12 protein-coding genes and 1 pseudogene are annotated in these 16,365 nt (G+C 58.7%); 3 read left to right on the forward strand and 10 right to left on the reverse strand.

All coding sequences use genetic code 11. From position 1 onward, the window contains the following. The first annotated feature begins 365 nt into the window (after positions 1-365). Positions 366-776: a hypothetical protein gene (locus AD928_RS02415; protein ID WP_233419904.1), complete on the forward strand. Its 411-nt coding sequence runs from the start codon at positions 366-368 to the stop codon at positions 774-776. Between the two features lie 55 nt (positions 777-831). Here AD928_RS02415 and AD928_RS02420 read toward each other — a convergent pair whose 3' ends face one another. After that, entirely contained in the window at positions 832-2,967 is a 2,136-nt protein-coding gene (locus AD928_RS02420) for a M3 family metallopeptidase (RefSeq protein ID WP_062247962.1), read from the reverse strand. A gap of 367 nt (positions 2,968-3,334) precedes the next feature. On the opposite strand from AD928_RS02420, the gene AD928_RS02425 reads away from it, so the two are divergent. Then, positions 3,335-6,286, forward strand: coding sequence for a TonB-dependent receptor domain-containing protein (locus tag AD928_RS02425; protein ID WP_082779699.1), 2,952 nt, complete (start codon positions 3,335-3,337; stop codon positions 6,284-6,286). 99 nt (positions 6,287-6,385) lie between these two features. Here the strand turns inward: AD928_RS02425 and AD928_RS02430 are convergent, their stop codons facing one another. The 8 genes from AD928_RS02430 to arfB form a co-directional block, all read right to left on the reverse strand. Then, complete coding sequence (locus tag AD928_RS02430; protein ID WP_062247966.1) at positions 6,386-6,814, reverse strand: DUF1489 family protein; 429 nt, start codon at positions 6,812-6,814, stop codon at positions 6,386-6,388. A 211-nt stretch (positions 6,815-7,025) separates the two neighbouring features. Next, on the reverse strand, positions 7,026-8,138 hold the full coding sequence (locus tag AD928_RS02435; RefSeq protein WP_082779700.1) for a nucleoside hydrolase: 1,113 nt from the start codon (positions 8,136-8,138) through the stop codon (positions 7,026-7,028). Positions 8,139-8,227: 89 nt separating this feature from the next. Further along, positions 8,228-8,734, reverse strand: a complete 507-nt coding sequence (locus AD928_RS02440; RefSeq protein WP_062247968.1) for a GNAT family N-acetyltransferase — start codon at positions 8,732-8,734, stop codon at positions 8,228-8,230. 30 nt (positions 8,735-8,764) lie between these two features. Further along, positions 8,765-9,937, reverse strand: a complete 1,173-nt coding sequence (gene hemW, locus AD928_RS02445) for a radical SAM family heme chaperone HemW (protein WP_062247971.1) — start codon at positions 9,935-9,937, stop codon at positions 8,765-8,767. Next, a complete protein-coding gene (locus AD928_RS02450; RefSeq protein ID WP_061500369.1) occupies positions 9,934-11,931 on the reverse strand; it encodes a potassium transporter Kup in 1,998 nt (665 codons plus the stop codon). Before AD928_RS02450 ends, hemW begins: the two co-directional genes overlap by 4 nt. A gap of 96 nt (positions 11,932-12,027) precedes the next feature. Next, positions 12,028-12,711: a YggS family pyridoxal phosphate-dependent enzyme gene (locus tag AD928_RS02455; RefSeq protein ID WP_062247974.1), complete on the reverse strand. Its 684-nt coding sequence runs from the start codon at positions 12,709-12,711 to the stop codon at positions 12,028-12,030. A 116-nt stretch (positions 12,712-12,827) separates the two neighbouring features. Further along, positions 12,828-13,862 (reverse strand): NAD(P)H-quinone oxidoreductase, encoded by a 1,035-nt coding sequence (locus tag AD928_RS02460; RefSeq protein WP_233419905.1) that lies wholly within the window; start codon positions 13,860-13,862, stop codon positions 12,828-12,830. Between the two features lie 98 nt (positions 13,863-13,960). Then, positions 13,961-14,383, reverse strand: a complete 423-nt coding sequence (gene arfB, locus AD928_RS02465; protein ID WP_062247982.1) for an alternative ribosome rescue aminoacyl-tRNA hydrolase ArfB — start codon at positions 14,381-14,383, stop codon at positions 13,961-13,963. Positions 14,384-14,578: 195 nt separating this feature from the next. On the opposite strand from arfB, the gene AD928_RS02470 reads away from it, so the two are divergent. Continuing rightward, positions 14,579-16,048, forward strand: a complete 1,470-nt coding sequence (locus AD928_RS02470) for a S41 family peptidase (RefSeq protein WP_167347338.1) — start codon at positions 14,579-14,581, stop codon at positions 16,046-16,048. 17 nt (positions 16,049-16,065) lie between these two features. Here the strand turns inward: AD928_RS02470 and AD928_RS02475 are convergent. Then, a pseudogene (locus AD928_RS02475) lies at positions 16,066-16,365 on the reverse strand (ATP-binding cassette domain-containing protein); the annotation flags it as partial.

The following is a 16,365-nucleotide window of genomic DNA, read 5'->3' on the forward strand; positions in this document are numbered from 1 at the left end:
GATTCGAACCCGTGTTGCCGCCGTGAAAGGGCGGTGTCCTAGGCCTCTAGACGAACGGGACAAGAGGCTGCGTTGGGCCTTGATCTAGAGGGGTTTTCGGGGACCGTCAAGCAAGATTTTCAGATTTTTTGATTTTTTTTATGAGGCGCGGAAAGACGCCCCGCAAAAGCCGGGCAAGCAGGGCTTTCCGCTCCCTGCGGGCGGCTTCACCAAGGTATGTCAGACGGTTTAGGTGCGCGCAGTTCTGTTCGGCTGGCGCGGCAATGGCATCCGTGCCGGAGAGGAGGAATAGACCTGCATCGTTATGGCCAGCCCGCACAGGCTACGCTACGGAGGGCAAAGAAACCGGTCGGGAGGGAGACGCCATGCAGCGCACACGAAAGGAACGAAAACGCCAGCTCTGTCGGCTTTTGGTGTGCGTAGTGCTGTGTGGGGCGTGTGCATGGGGGCAGGCCGGTCTGGCGGCTGAGAGGGATGATGCCTCCGGGACTATGAAGACCCCCGGAGGCATCGCCCGGTGTGACCTGACAACCGGGCACCCGGCATTTTGTGGCGGCCCTTATAGCGGGCGGGCCATTCTGCCGCAGGATGGCGCTTACCATTTGTGTGATGTCACGCTTGGCACAGCCCGGTTCTGCTACGGGCTTTATACCGGGCGGGCTGTCGTCCAGCAGGAGCGGGGAAGCTATGCGCGGTGTGACCTGACGCTGGGGCGCATCACCTTCTGTGAAGGGCCGTACACAGGAACGGCGGTTATTCCGCAGAGTGCAGAGTAACCGCCGTTTGAAAAATACTCAGGTGGGTGCCCGGAGACACCCTCAGAGCAGAGCCTTAGTTTTTGGAACCGTTCAGGCCACGGAACGTCAGCATCGGCCCAATATCCGGATCCTTGCCATAGAAGGCGCGGAACATCGGGCCGTAATCCTGCGTATGGCCGCGGGAGAGGATCATGTCACGGAAGCGTTCGCCATTCTTGCGGGTCAGGCCACCGTTTTTCTCGAACCATGCAAACGTGTCGTCATCCAGCATTTCCGTCCACAGATAGGCGTAATACCCGGCTGAATAGCCATTGGACCAGATGTGCAGGAAGTAGCTGGAGCGGTAGCGCGGCGGCACCAGATCTGTTTCCAGACCCATTTTGCCCAGAGCGGATTTTTCAAACACATCCACATCCTGCTTCGGCGCATCGGCACCAAGGCTGTGCCAGTCCATGTCCAGTTCCGCCGCACTCACGACTTCACCCAGACGATAGCCCTGATTGAAGGTTGCAGCCTTCTTCAGCAGCGCCACCAGATTTTCCGGCATTGCAGCACCGGTTTTGTAATGGCGGGCATAGTGGGCCAGCACGGTGGCGTTCAGCGCCCAGTGCTCGTTGAACTGGGAGGGGAATTCCACAAAGTCCCGCGCCACGGAGGTGCCGGAGACAATCGGGTAGGTCTGTTTGGCAAACAGGCCGTGCAGTGCATGCCCGAATTCATGGAACATGGTGGTTACGTCATCAAAGCTGATCAGAGCGGGTTCGCCCTGAGCCGGTTTGGTGAAGTTGGCGACGTTATACACAACAGGCTTAGTGCCCAGCAGAGCAGACTGCCCCACAAAGTTGGACATCCATGCGCCGCCGTTTTTGTTGTCGCGCTGGAAGTAATCGAAATAGATCAGGCCGAGTTCAGACCCGTCTTTATCGAAGACTTCAAACACCATGACATCGGGGTTGTAGGTCGGAATATCCGTGCGGCGCTTGAAGGTGACGCCATACAGGCTGTTGGCGGCAAAAAAGACGCCGTCCTGCAGAACGGTGTTCAGCTCAAAGTAAGGTTTGACCTGATTTTCATCAAAGTTGAGGCGCGCCTTGCGAACCTGACCGGCATAGTAGGGCCAGTCCCACGGCTTGAGGTCGAAGGACGCACCGCTTTTGGCGATGGTCTTCTGGATGTCAGCGGCTTCACGCTTCTGTTCCGCAGCAAGGGCCGGGACAATCTGCGCAATGAAGCTGTGGACGGCTTCCGGCGTTTTGGCCATCTGGTCTGCCAGCACATAGGCGGCGTAGTTCTTGTAGCCAAACAGAGCGGCTTTCTGGGCACGCAACTGGGCGATGGTAGCAATGGTGTCGCGCGTATCGCCGTCACCACCTTTTTCCACACGGGTCCAGGACTGCTCGAACAGGGCCTGACGGGTTTCACGGTCCCTCAGGGTTTCCATGGCGGGCTGCTGCGTGGTGTTCTGCAGTGGCAGGAGCCATTTGCCATCCAGCTTGCGCTCGGTGGCAGCTGTCTGCGCAGCGGTAATGGCGGCGGCATCCAGACCGGCCAGTTTGGCTTTGTCCGACACGACCAGAGCGGAGGCTTTGGTGCCTGCCAGCAGCTTCTGCTGGAACACGGTTTCCAGCTTGGACAGGCGGGTATTCAGGTCGCGCAGCTTGGCTTTGTCATCATCAGAGAGCTGAGCGCCAGCCTGCACGAAGTTCTGGTAATACACGTCCAGAACCTGCTTCTGCTCGGCATTCAGCCCCAGCGTGTCCTTGCGGGCATGCAGATACTGGATGCGCGCGAACAGTTTGGGGTTGAGGAAAATGCTGTCTTCATGCGCGGACAGTTTCGGCCCGACCACTTCCTGCACTTTATCCAGAACAGGGTTGGTGTTGGCGGAATACACACCGCTGAAGGTTTCCAGCGTGCGGTCCAGCAGGCGGCCAGAGCGTTCCATGGCGGAAATGGTGTTCTCGAATGTCGCCGGTTCGGAACTGTTGGCGATTCGCTCCATCTCTTCAGCCTGCTCGGCCATGCCCTGTTCCAGCGCGGGCTGGTAGTCCGCATCTTTGATCAGATCAAAGCGCGGGGCGTGGTAGGGCAGGGTGCTTTCTGCGGCAAACGGGTTGGACGCCGGCAGGGGGGCTGCGGTGGCGGCTGTGTTCCAGCCTGCCAGGCAGGTTGCGGCTGTCGCGGCGTACAGCCATGGACGACGGATCATTCAGAACTCTCCTCAAAAGCCCCGGAGCGCGCGAGAGTCCCGCCGCACCTGTGGGGTAGGGTTTTCACGGTTAGGGAAGATGCGAGTGGCGTGTCAAGGAAGCTCTGTGGCTTCTGGGTGACAGAAAGAATGGGTTCAAAACGATTTTTCTTTTCGGAAAGAAAACATTGAATCAAAAGATATTTTTGGTCGATTTGAGTCTGGTTTCGGAAACAAAGTGACATCGTTACGATGGTGGTGTGTTTTTGGTGCCGCATATTTCGAGAAAAGGTTTTTGTGTCGAAATTTAAGCGTGACAGGCGCGGAGCTGTTTCTTAATTCGGAGATACTAACGTAATCAAAATGTAATATCGCGCAGGAAGCACCTATGTCCCATACTGATCGCAGAAAGAAGCGCCTGCCGCTTTCTTTCTCCCTCCTTTATGCGTTGCCGGTTTTTGCTGCGGTGTCGCCTGTCATCGCTCAGGCTGCGGATGTTGAAGCAAAAGCTGGCAAGACGGCGGTTGCCAGCAAAACAGCTCCCCGCACGACTTCCAAAACAACAGTCCAGCCTGTTGCCCGGAAAGTAACGGTCACCAAAAAGAATGGTGCGACACTCAAAAGCGTTGCCGATACGTCTCCCAAGGAATCCAACAGCCCTGAAAACGTGGTTGTGACCGGCTCTGCCTTGCGCTCAGGCCGCTACAACCCCAACCCCGTGCAGACGGTTACGGCTAAAGAAATCCAGCAGACCTCTGCCACGACCATTGGTGATTATCTGCAGCGTCTGCCTTCCATTGGTAGCAGCGGTACGCAGAACACCACGCAGAATGGCGGCGGCGGCATGTCCTGTGCGGATATCCGCAACCTCGGTTCCAGCCGTGTTCTGGTGCTGGTTGATGGCAAGCGCATGATCCAGACTATGGGCAATGGCGCATCCTGTGCGGATCTGAACAACATTCCGTCTGACATGGTTGAGAGCATTGAAATCCTGAAAGATGGTGGCTCTGAACTGTACGGTGCAGACGCCGTTGCCGGTGTGATCAACGTCAAGCTCAAGCATAACATTCAGGGTGGCAACATCACCGTTCGTGGTGGCATCACCGATGTAGGGGATGACCGTACCGGCAAGATTTCTGGCCATTACGGGTTCAACTTCGATCACGACAAAGGCAATATCTCTGTCTTCGGTCAGTATATGACGCAGGGCGGGATCATGCAGAGAGACCGCGATTATCTCTCCAAGCCATGGGCGACTGATCCGGCTATTGGTAACAATCCTACGTTCGGGTCTGGTATTACGGCTGGCTCCCGTATCATGAATGACACGACAGGGCTGGATGTTGTGGCCAACGCCAATGGTAATGGCACACATCCTTATACCTCGGCTGACCGCTATAACTACGGCAGCACGTCATCTCTGCTTAGCTACCTGCAACAGGGCTCACTGAACGGCGATGCGCATTATGATGTGAATGAGCATTTCAAGCTCTATGCCAATGTTCAGTACACCCATAAAGCCTCTTCCCAGATGATGGCGGAGATGCCGGTAACGGGGAGCGTATACCCGTCCAACCTGATCAACCCGCTGACCATGCCGACCAACGCTCCGTATTATGACAGTTCCTGGGGTGATGGTTCCTATATGTATCGCCGTTACACTGAACTGGGCGGTCGTGAGAGCAATCAGGCGTCTGACACCTATCAGGTGACGGCAGGTGCCAAGGGCAAGATTGTTGGCAACTGGGAATACGATGTTTCCATGGGATATGGCAGCAGCCAGACGACCTACAACACTCTTAATCAGATCAACTACAACCACCTGATGCAGGTTTATGGCATCCGTCAGCTGGACCCCACGAGTTCCAGCAGTGCTGTCACGTATGATCCTTCTGTCTGTCAGGCATCCGCAGGTTGTGCGCTTGCTAACCCGATGCAGAACCTGACGGGCGATGCCAAACAGTATGCAACATTCAACGAACATAACCATGCAGATTACCAGCTGCGTGACTTCAATGCCCGTGTTCATAACGATAAAGTTGTAAAGCTGCCTTACGAACATGGTGGCACGATTGGTGTTGCTGGTGGTATTGAGCACCGCAGCGAGCAGGCCAGCTATCATGCAGATCCGCTGACCATAAACGGCGATTCCGCAGGGAACTCCTCTTCCAACACCGGTGGCGGCTTCAACGCAACGGAAGTCTATGCAGAAGCGAAAATCCCGCTGCTGCGGGATGCTTTTCTGGCAAAAGATCTCTCTGTTGATGGGCAGGGGCGCTGGTCTCACTACAACACCTTTGGCAGCACCCAGACCTGGAAAGTCTCGATTGACTGGGCACCAGTGCGTGATATCCGGTTCTACGCAACGCTGGGCACGTCCTTCCGTCAGCCGAGCGTGAATGAGCTGTATGGCGGTCAGGGCATCAGCTACAACACGGCGAATGACCCCTGTGCACAGGCATCTTCCTACGGTGCACAATCTGCTGCTGTTACAGCGTATTGCCAGAAAATGGGCATCAATACCGGCACCTTTAAACAGCCCAACAACCAGATTTCTGCTGTAACGGGTGGGAACTCGCACCTGTCTCCGGAAACGGCACGGACCTACACCATCGGGACGACCGTTACGCCGCGTTGGATTCCGGGCCTGACCGCAACGGTTGATTACTGGCATTACACGATCAAAAACATGATCGGCACGCTGCCGACGCAGTATATTGTCGACTCCTGTGCTACGGGTAATTCTTACCAGTGCCAGTTTGTGAACCCGCGTAACTCTGCCAATCAGATGACGACGGTTGAAAATATCTACCAGAACGTTGGTGGCCTGCGTACCAGTGGTATTGATTTTGATCTGACCTATCGCCTGCGTCTGGGCTGGCAGGATATGATTATTCTGAACAATAACTTCCAGCAGCTGGTTTCCTACCTCCAGCAGAATGAGCCGGGTGGTGAGTGGAACAACTATGCTGGTCGTATGTTCTATCAGGGTTATGGATCAGGCCAGCCGCGCGTGCGTGACTATGCAACGGTCACCTGGAACCATAACAACTTCCGTCTGACCTATATGATGTCCTACATGGGCGGCATGAAATGGAATGACGGGACGAGCGATGTGTCCTGCTCTACGTATTCTTATTGCAAAACGCCTGGTATCTTCACGCATGATGTCACGGTTGGCTACACCATGGGCCGCTGGAACCTTTCTGCGGGCGTGAACAACATTCTGGACAAAAAAGCCCCGTTTGTTGCTGACGGCGCAACCAATACCAATGCTCAGCTCTACGGGTCTGAAATGATTGGTCGTTATGTGTTCATGCAGGTTGGTGCAGACTTCTAAACTCTGGCCAGCAGGAGCGGGGGTTTCCCGCTCCCATGCACGCATAAAAAAAAGCCTCCTTCATTTAGAAGGAGGCTTTTTTTGTGACTGAAGAGGTTTTTACAGCCCCAGCAGCGTCAGCTCTTTCTGCAAATGCGGTGGCAGGTTTGAGCTTTGCGTGCCGGAAAGATCTGGCGGGGCATCCGCAGGTTTCAGGTAGCGCCATCCCTGAAAAGGGCGCATGGCGCGGGGTTCAACCCGGATGATTTCCGGGGAGAGCAGGATAAGCGTGCCCTGTGTGCCATCTGCCCGTGTTTCGGTTTGCAGGTCTAGCACCTGCTGGCGGCACTGGATCAAACCACTGATGACCCGATAGAGAGAGCCACCCTGCAGGATTTCCTCACTCTGGCGGGGGAAGGTGCGGGTATGCACCACCGGTAGGCGCGCGCTGTGGTGCGGGTGCTGCCGGGTGTTGTGGGGGTCTTTCTGCCGTTTCGCCAGTTCTTCAACCGAACTGACACCGACAACCAGTTTGATGAGGTTGAGCATGCTGCCAGCCTACAGCAAGTCGGGCGGATTTTGAAAATCCGGCTGGCAAGGTGGCATGGGGTTGGTTGAGCACGCAGTCTTTTACGTCAGGTAGAGACTGACTTGCTGTGGGCTACCACTGTAGGGGCGATTGGGTAGAAGCTATCAGCAGAGGCGGTCTGGCAGAGTATGGAGCTTGCGCGCACACCCTGCCAGACAAAGGAGCAGGGGTTTACAGACCCTGCGCCTGTTTCACAAAGTTTTCCTGAAACTTGTCAGCGTCGATCTTCTGCACCAGTGTCACTTCCCGCACGCCCATGGCGACCGGGGCCAGATTTTTGGGCCAGACATGGGCGTGGCCGTAGCTGTAGCCCTTGGCGGTTTCCACATCCATATAGGCTTTAACGGATTGTTTCACGAGGGACGGATCAGCCGCAATGGCGGCGGCCATTTCATCCCACAGCGGCAGCGGTGAGAAATTGCGGCTCATATAGCTGGTCACCGGCGTGTTCTTGCTGGCAATGCGGGCCATGTAGGGCTTGGTCATCATGATGTCGTTAGAGACATTCCCCACCACGGTGATGGACGGCCATGCTGCGGTCAGGGTGATGTGGGCGGCTTCCGGGTCAAAAATCATGTTGAAATCAGACGCGAAATTCGCACTGCCGGTGATGGACATCATGCTGGTGTCAATCAGCCCACCCATGAACACCAGTTGCTTGGCGGTGGCGGCAAACGTCGGGTCCAGACGAATAGCCAGCGCCAGATTGGTCATGGGACCAGCTTCAAAAATCGTGACCTGATGCGGGTGCGCGTGCACCATGCGGATCAGGAACATGGCGGCCGGTTCTGCAATGGTCGGGGTTTTGGGCGCACCTTCCGTAAATTTGGGCAGCGGCGGCTGGGTGGAGGGCACATTGTCCATGGAGCCGGGGCCACCCCACGCACCTTTCCACGGAATGGCACCATACTGCTTCTCACGCAGGCGCATGAGTTCCACGCTGTTAATCAGCGGATAGACAGCCCCGTCGGCAACCGGAATATCCTCATGGTGGGCAATTTCCAGAAAGCGGCGCAGGTGAGCGGATTCCGCATTTTCCCAGTCATCACCGGCACAAACAGTAAAGCCCAGAACCTTAACGTGCGGGTTGGCCAGCAGGGGGATGGTGGACTGAATGTCTGACCCGCCCGGGCCGAGAAAATCGTTGTCTTCAATCACCAGTTCCGGGGCGTCGGTTTTCTCGTCCGCACGGGCATGGGGGGCGGCGCACAGCACGGCCAGCGTTGCGGCAAGGGCGGAAGTCAGCCGCAGAAGGGGGCGATGGGTGGGGGGACGCTGACGCATGAAAAGCCTCGGTTGGTTAAGAAGAGCACCCGGCTGGGTAACATGCCGCAAGCGTATCGTTAAATGGAATGGGAAGGGAATATGGCAGTTCAAAAATTCTGCCAGATAAAGCGCCGCCGCCCCGGTCTGTGCCCGGCTGCCTGCGTGGCAACAAATCCGCTTTTTTCCAGCAGAGCCCATGAGGCCTGATTTTCCGGCCGACATTCCGCAATCAGGGTTCGGTGCGGGAAAAGGCTGCTGAGTTTGGCCAGAAGTGCAGAAAGAGCTTCCCGGGCAATGCCTTTGCGGTGTTGCTGTGGGTGCACCCAGTAGCCGATTTCAATCTCGTCGTTGTCCTGCAGATGCACGCCCATGACGGCCACCATAGCGGGCTGACCATGGAACCAGACGCCGACAAACCGGTCCTGCCCGTCTGACCGGCCTTCAATCAGTTTTTGCGCATCCTGCACGGAAAAAGGCGTGGGCAGGAAATGCACGATCTCGGTGATTTCCGGGTGGTTTGTCAGGCTCTGCAAAGCCTGAGCATCCCCATCTGTCAGCCCTCTGAGGAACAAACGCGATGTCTCAAAGGACGGGAAGGCGGCCAATGTATCCATCACGCAGGCTCCACAGTATGAGGGCTTTGCTTACAGAACCAACGCCCCCAGCAGGGCTTCCAGCCGCAGGCGGCCTTCCGGGGTGGCGTGGAGGGTTTGAGCAGTTTGCTCCAGATAGCCTTCTTCAAGTGCTGCTTCCAGAATAACCGGGTCCAGCGCATCTTGCAGGCTCAGGCCGGTGCGGGCGGTAAAGCGGTGGGGGTTGATGCCTTCCGTCACACGCAGGCCCATCAGCAGCATTTCCCGCGCGCGGTCCGTTGGGTCCAGGGCGTCCTGCGAGGTCTGGCCGGTGCCGGTGCGTTCCACCAGCTCCGCCCAGGGTTCCGGCGCGCGGTGGCGGCGGGTGGCAAACAGGGCGTCGCCTTGTGTAATGCGCCCGTGCGCGCCGGGGCCGAGGCCCAGATAATCGCCATAGCGCCAGTACGTCAGGTTATGGCGGCTTTCACTGCCGGGGCGAGCGTAATTGGAGACCTCATACCCAGCCAGCCCGTGCCGCGCGGTGACCTCGCTGGTTTCCTGATACAGCCGGGCGGCGGTGTCTTCATCCGGCAGGGTGAAAGCCCCAGTGCGATACAGGGCTTCAAACTTGGTGCCGGGTTCAATGGTCAGCTGATAAAGGGACACATGATCCGCCACCAGACTGAGCGCCGTATCCAGCTCCGCCTGCCAGTCAGCCAGTGTCTGGCCGGGGCGGGCGTAAATCAGGTCAAACGTAATGCGGGGGAACAAACCGCGCGCAATTTCCAGCGCGGCGAGGGCCTGTTTAGCCGAATGTTCCCGGCCCAAAAATTTGAGGGAGGCATCATCCAGCGCCTGAATACCCAGAGAAACCCGGTTGACCCCCGCCTGACGGAAGGCGCTCAGGCGGCCGGATTCCACGCTGGTCGGGTTGGCTTCCAGCGTGATTTCAAGGTTGGGCAGAGGCTCGAACAGGGTTGTGGCATCGGCAATCAGCGCGGCCACGCTTTCGGGAGCCATCAGGGAGGGTGTGCCTCCGCCAAAGAAGATGGAGCCGAGTTTGCGGCGGCCCAGCCGTGCGGCCTCATACGCCAGTTCCGTGCGCAGGGCGGCGGCAAAGCGGGCCTCGGGCATCCGTTCCCGCACGTGTGAGTTGAAGTCACAGTACGGGCATTTGGCCAGACAAAATGGCCAGTGGATGTAGAGCGCGAGGGGCTCGGGGCTGGAAGGTGCCTGGGCGGTCAGATGGCCACCTTCACGCCCAGCTGCACCACGCGGTCCGGCGGAATACGGAAGAATTCCATGCTGGAGGTGGCATTGCGCGCCATGAACAGGAACAGGGACATCCGCCAGTGCGAAATACGCGGCACGGAGGAACGGGTAATGAGTTCGCGGGATGTGAAGTAAGAGGCCTGCAGGGCGTCAAAATCCACCCCATTGGATTTCAGGTCTTCCAGCGCGCGCGGGATGTTTGGCATTTCCATAAAGCCGTAGCGCAGGATGACGCGGTAGATATTAGGGGCCAGTTCTTCCACCGCCACGCGGTGGCCGCGGTCGGCTTCCGGCTGGTCAAGGTTCTGCACCGTTACGAACAGAACGTGGTCATGCAGGATCTTGTTATGGCGCAGGTTATGCAGCAGGCAGGGCGGCACAAAGTCCGGCGTGCCCGTCATGAACACGGCCATGCCCGGCACGCGGATAATGCGGGACTGCGGCAGGCGCGCAATAAAGGAGCCCATGGGCAGGCTGTCCTGCCGCTGGCGGGCCACAATCAGGCCGCGGCCCTTCTTCCATGTGGTCATCATCAGGGTCAGCACACAGCCCAGCAGCACCGGCACCCAGCCACCGTCCGGGATCTTCAACGCGTTCGCGGCAAAGAAGGTGCTGTCCAGCGCCAGGAAGCCGCCAAACACAAGCCCCACCTGCCAGACCGGCCAGTTGAAGTGCTTGCGGAACACCACAATGGCCAGAATGGATGTGCAGATGAAGGTGCCGGTTACGGCAATGCCGTAAGCCGAGGCCAGAGCATCGGAGCTGCGGAAGGCGACAACCAGCAGCACCGCGCCCACGGCCAGAAAGCGGTTGAAGTCCGGCAGATAGATCTGGCCTTCCTCTTCCGCATTGGTGTGGGTAATGCGCAGACGCGGCATGTAGCCAAGCTGGATAAGCTGGCGGCAGATGGAGAAGCCGCCGGAAATCCCGGCCTGACTGGCAATCACGGTGGCGAAGGTGGACAGCACCACCATCGGCCCCTGCATCCAGTGCGGGCACATCAGGAAGAACGGGTTCACCAGCGCCTTGGGGTCAGCAATGACCAGCGCGGCCTGCCCAAAATAGTTCAGCACCAGCATAGGCAGCACAAAGAACAGCCACGCGTAGCGGATGGGCGCGCGGCCAAAATGGCCCATATCGGCATACAGCGCCTCCGCCCCGGTGACGCACAGCACCACGGAGCCAAGGGCGAGGAACGAGAGCCTGCCGTGGTAGAACACAAATTCCAGCGCATAGGTGGGGGAAAGCGCCATCAAAACGCCGGGGTGGTGCAGGATCTGCACAACGCCCAGCGCCCCAAGTGTGCCGAACCAGAGCAGCATGACCGGCCCGAAAATGGTCCCCACCTTGCCGGTGCCAATCCACTGCACACTGAACAGACTGATAATGACCAGAATGGCGATGGGGATCACAAAGTCATGCGCGGCAGGCACGCTGACTTCCACCCCTTCAATGGCTGAAAGCACGGAAATGGCCGGGGTAATAATGCCATCCCCAAAGAACAGACAGGCCCCCACAATGCCCACCAGCCCAAGCGCCCATCGGGTCTTGGGGTTGGTCGCCATTCGCTGGGCGAGGGACATGATGGCCAGAATACCACCTTCGCCATTATGGTCGGCGCGCATAATCAGGATGACGTATTTGACAGTCACGATGAGGATCAGCGTCCAGAAAATAAGACTGGCGACCCCCATAATTTCCCACGGGGCGACACTATGGTGCCCGGAAATCACTTCCACTGTGGAGCGAAAGGCATAAAGCGGGCTGGTCCCGATATCCCCATACACAACGCCCAGCACACCCAGCAGAGCGGCAAAGCCCACGGGGGCGGCCGCATGTTGCGGGTGGTCAGCGTCAAATTCCGTAATCTGTGGCTTTTCAGCGTGCGCTGGAGCGGGTTGTGCCGCGGCGTGGGGTTGGGTGCCAGACTGCGGGTCTGTTCCGGGGGTTTTAGCAGGGTCTGTCATGTCAGTTCTGGCTCCACGTCGCTCGTGGGAAAATGTGTCCCGGCGTTTGCATAGGGGGTCTGGCCGGGGAATTGCAAGTTATCTGGCATCCGCCCGTCAGGCGGTGGGTGGGCGCGGGCCAAAAATAGCTGTGCCCACGCGCACCAGTGTCGCGCCCTCGGCAATGGCAATCGGGTAATCGGCGGACATGCCCATGGAGAGCACGGGCAGGCCGTGCGTCTGCGCCATGCTGCGCAGCAGGCGGAAATACGGGGCGGGGTCCTGCTCCGCTGGCGGGATGCACATCAGCCCCCGCAAACTGGCACCAAAACGCTGGCGACAGGTGCGGATAAAGCTGTCGGCGTCTTCCTTCGGCACGCCAAATTTCTGCGGCTCATCCCCGGTGTTTACTTCAATCAGCAGGTCCGGCATCCGGCCCAGGCTGTCCGCTGCGCGGGCGAGGGCATCGGCAAGGGCCGGCCGATCGAGGCTTTCAATCATATCGGCTATGCGTACCGCGTCTTTGGCCTTGTTGGTTTGCAGGCCGCCAATCAGATGCAGGCGCAGCGCCGGGTTCTGCTCCCGCAGGGGCGGGAATTTGGCGGCGGCTTCCTGCACGCGGTTTTCACCAAACACCGTCTGGCTGGCGGCAATGGCCTCCTGCACGCTGCTGGCAGGGTGGAATTTGGAGACCGCCACCAGAGTGACAGAGGCAGGGTCTCGCCCGGCATCCTGCGCTGCTGCGGTGATGCGGGCGCGGACATCAGCAAGCCTGTCCGCAAGAGAGGAAGATGGGGCCATAAAAAGCGAAGCTTCTCAAAGAGAGGGATCAGATCTCTTCTTGTAGCGAAAAAAGTCCCATGAGGGGAATGGCCGTGCGGGCATGGCCCCATGAGCCGGCCCGCACCCGCCGCGCATCAGGCTTTTGGGTCGGGCACCAGAATAATGCGGCCCAGATGTTTGTTGTCTTCCATCATCTGGTGGGCTTCTGCGGCTTTGGAGAAGGGCAGGACGGTATCAATCCGGGGGCGGATGGTGCCACTGGCCAGCAGTGGCCAAACCTGTGCGTGCAATTCCAGCGCAATACGCGCTTTGGTTGCAGTATCCCGCCCGCGAAGGGTGCTACCGGTGACGATTAGCCGCCGGGTCATGATGCGCGCCAGATCCGCCTGTTCCGCCTTGGCCCCGCCTTGCAGCGCGATGATCACCAGCCGCCCGTCCAAGGCCAGACTTTTGATGTTGCGGTCAAAATACGCGCCGCCGATCATATCCAGAATGAGGTTGACGCCATTGCCGTCCGTCAGCTCACGCAGGCGGGCGGCAAAATCTTCCTCATGGTAGTTGATGGCAATGGCCCCGAGCTTTTCACACAGGGCACATTTTTCCGCACTGCCTACTGTAACGTAGGGAATGGCCCCAAAGGCCCGCACCAGCTGGATGGCCGTAACCCCAATGCCGCTGCTGCCGCCGTGAATCAGCACGCGCTGCCCCACAGCCGGAGGGGCGGGCATGAACAGGTTGGACCACACTGTAAAAAAGGTTTCCGGCAGGGATGCGGCCTGCACGGCATCATACCCTTTAGGCCAGGGCAGACATTGCCCGGCAGGCACCAGACAATACTCCGCATAGCCACCGCCATTGGTCAGCGCGCAGACGGCGCTGCCAATTTCCGGCATTGGGGTGCCTTCCAGCGGCGCACCACAGCCCACAATCTCCCCGGCAATTTCCAGCCCAAGGCGTGGGTTGGCTCCGGGCGGCGGGGGGTAAACCCCGGCGCGCTGCATCAGGTCTGGCCGGTTTACGCCTGCGGCCTGCACGCGCACCAGCACCTCGCCTCGCCCCGGTTGCGGGATGGGGAGTGTTTCACAATGCAGTACATCCGGCCCACCCGGCTCTGTGAAGCAGATGGCCGTCATGGTGCTGGACTGAGTGGGGCGGTGGGAAGCTGTCATCAATGCGCCTCGCGGAGAAAAACCGTGAGGCGGCATGAAGCCCGATTTCTCAATCCTGCAAAAGAGGGGAGCACTTCACGTCTGGGATAGGCAGGGGGTTAATCGTCAAATTTCTTACTGCGGCCCTGCTTGATGCTCGAGCGGCGGGATTTGCCATCCAGCCGCCGCTGGCGTGCGCCTTTGCTGGGGCGGGTGGACACACGGTAAGCCTGTTTATGCGCAGCCTGCCGGATGAGTTCGGCCAGACGTTGAGTGGCGTCCTCCCGGTTCTGCTGCTGGGTGCGGTAATTGCGGGCGGTGATGACAATCACTCCGTCCCGCGTGGCCCGGCTGCCAGCCAGCGTAAGCAGACGCGTGCGCACCCGCTCGGGCAGGGATGGCGAGTTGGCGGCATCAAACCGCAACTGCGCAGCGGTGGCGACCTTGTTCACATTCTGGCCGCCGGGGCCGGACGCCAGAATGTAGGTAAAGGAGAGTTCCGCGTCATCCAGAGCAAGGGTGGGGGTGATGGCAATCTGCATCCGACTTTCTTAGTGGTTTTGGGGGAGGCTGTCAGGTCGGCGTGCTGAAAACATCTGAAAGCTCTGTTTTGGGACAAAGGGTCGGATGATCCCCCACGCTGTCTGTTGCTTAGTGGCGTCTTTTCGTTAACGTAATGGCCAGCGGGAGGACGCGTGCTACGCCGTCGCCTGATGTGTCGTATCGGGGAGGGGGCAATGCGTAATCACGTTTGGGGAGTGCTGGTGATGAGTGTGGGGTTTATGTCTGCCCCATGCCATGCAACGCCCCTGTCCGATGCCTGGCATACGATTGCGGCTGAAGACAGCCGTGCAGCCCTGACGCTGATTGAGAACAACCACCCTGGTGCCGCGCCTGAGCTGGGAGATGCCACCTTTCAGGCGCGTCTCGCCCTTGCAAAGGCGCATGTGGCTCAACGGTTGCCGCGTGTGGTGGATTACCCTGCCTATGCCGCTCTTATGTCCGGCCTTGCTGCGGATTTTCAGGACGGACACATCTGGAGCAATGCGCTTGTTGGTGCCCAGATTATCAGGAGTTCCGGAATCCTGCTGGCGCGCCAGAATAATCAGTGGGTTGTGGGCGCACAGCAGACGGATCATGGCGAACCCGACGTTAAAGGACAGATCTTTCTGGGCTGCGACGGGCAGGATGCCGAGAGCTGGGCTGTGCCCCGTATTGCCCGGTTTAAGGGTGATCCTGTTCTTGAAGCCGTGCGGGCGCGTGCGGCAAGCTGGCTTTTGCTTGATGAGGGCAATCCTTTTCTGGTCCGGCCGAAACGGTGCACGTTTTCTGCGCCGGGCCATGCGCCAGAAAGTGTGGCTCTGCACTGGCAGCCTGTTCTTATGGCAAATGTCCGGGCTGCAATCGGGCAGGTTGCACAGCGCGGCGATGCCGGGCTGAAAGTGGAGCCTTTTTCAGGCGGCTGGTGGATCGGGCTGGATACGCTTGAAGACGAGGCTCAGAAGGTCGTCACACTGGTCCGGCATAATCAGGCGGCCCTGCGTGAGGCGCCGATGGTGGTGATTGATCTGCGTGGAAATGGGGGTGGAAATTCCCGATACGCGGACATCATTGCTGAACTGCTGGTGGGTGAACCGCGTTTGAAAGCCGCTCAGCCCCATTTCCCTGCCTGTTCGGGGAGTTACTGGCGTGTGTCTCCCGGCGTGCTGGCAGCCCTGCAACAGAATCTGGATCAGGCAGAAGCCAGCAGGGATGGTGTATCCATAAATTTTTACCGCCCTCTTGTGACCGACATTAAGCAGGCTCTTGCGCAGCATCGGAATTTTTCACCCGCTTTGCCCGCCTGTGCACGCCACACTCTGGCGGCGGAACAGAACGATATGCCGCAGGTCTTGCCACCGGCTGAGATGCAAGGGCGGCTGGTGCTGGTTACGGATCACACCTGTTTCAGTTCCTGCCTGATTGCGGTGGATCTTTTCCGGCGTCTGGGGGCCTTACACGTTGGGGAGACAACAGACCGTTCCAGCCGTTACATGGAGGTCAGGGAAGAGGTCATGCCCTCAAAGCTGCGGGCGGTTTCAACCCTTCAGAAAGTTGCCGTGGGAGCCGGGGATTTCGGCCCGTACACACCGGAAATTATTTTTCCCGGTGTGCTGAGTAACGATGCCGCTCTTAAAGCGTGGGTGGCCGGACTGCCTGCGCCGTAAGAAGACTTGCCCTGTTTTCAGGACTTTTTCTTCTTCTCTTTTTTGTCCTTTTTGTTCCGCTTTTCCTTCGCAGCGCGCTGCGAGGGGGCGGCTGTGCCGCCACGTGCGCGTTCAATCACAAAGCGGGCGTAGTCATCCATATCGCCATCAAACGGCACAATGGTGTTGTCTGCTGCCAGCCACAGGCGGTCCGCGACCAGCTCCATCAGGGAGCGGTCATGGGTAATCAGCAGCACAGCGCCTTCATACGCATTGAGTGCATCCAGCAGGGCGCGGCGGCTGTCGATGTCCAGATGGTTGGTCGGTTCATCCAGAAT

The organism is Acetobacter cerevisiae (genome assembly GCF_001580535.1).
Classification (GTDB): domain Bacteria; phylum Pseudomonadota; class Alphaproteobacteria; order Acetobacterales; family Acetobacteraceae; genus Acetobacter; species Acetobacter cerevisiae.

What these genes read in the sequence shown, in the direction of transcription:
- AD928_RS02440 (WP_062247968.1), bottom strand. Translation starts at nt 8,734, where the DNA reads ATGGATACATTGGCCGCCTTCCCGTCCTTTGAGACATCGCGTTTGTTC.
- AD928_RS02455 (WP_062247974.1), bottom strand. Translation starts at nt 12,711, where the DNA reads ATGGCCCCATCTTCCTCTCTTGCGGACAGGCTTGCTGATGTCCGCGCC.
- AD928_RS02430 (WP_062247966.1), bottom strand. Translation starts at nt 6,814, where the DNA reads ATGCTCAACCTCATCAAACTGGTTGTCGGTGTCAGTTCGGTTGAAGAA.
- arfB (WP_062247982.1), bottom strand. Translation starts at nt 14,383, where the DNA reads ATGCAGATTGCCATCACCCCCACCCTTGCTCTGGATGACGCGGAACTC.
- AD928_RS02425 (WP_082779699.1), top strand. Translation starts at nt 3,335, where the DNA reads ATGTCCCATACTGATCGCAGAAAGAAGCGCCTGCCGCTTTCTTTCTCC.
- AD928_RS02470 (WP_167347338.1), top strand. Translation starts at nt 14,579, where the DNA reads ATGCGTAATCACGTTTGGGGAGTGCTGGTGATGAGTGTGGGGTTTATG.
- AD928_RS02420 (WP_062247962.1), bottom strand. Translation starts at nt 2,967, where the DNA reads ATGATCCGTCGTCCATGGCTGTACGCCGCGACAGCCGCAACCTGCCTG.
- AD928_RS02450 (WP_061500369.1), bottom strand. Translation starts at nt 11,931, where the DNA reads ATGACAGACCCTGCTAAAACCCCCGGAACAGACCCGCAGTCTGGCACC.
- AD928_RS02415 (WP_233419904.1), top strand. Translation starts at nt 366, where the DNA reads ATGCAGCGCACACGAAAGGAACGAAAACGCCAGCTCTGTCGGCTTTTG.
- AD928_RS02435 (WP_082779700.1), bottom strand. Translation starts at nt 8,138, where the DNA reads ATGCGTCAGCGTCCCCCCACCCATCGCCCCCTTCTGCGGCTGACTTCC.
- AD928_RS02460 (WP_233419905.1), bottom strand. Translation starts at nt 13,862, where the DNA reads ATGACAGCTTCCCACCGCCCCACTCAGTCCAGCACCATGACGGCCATC.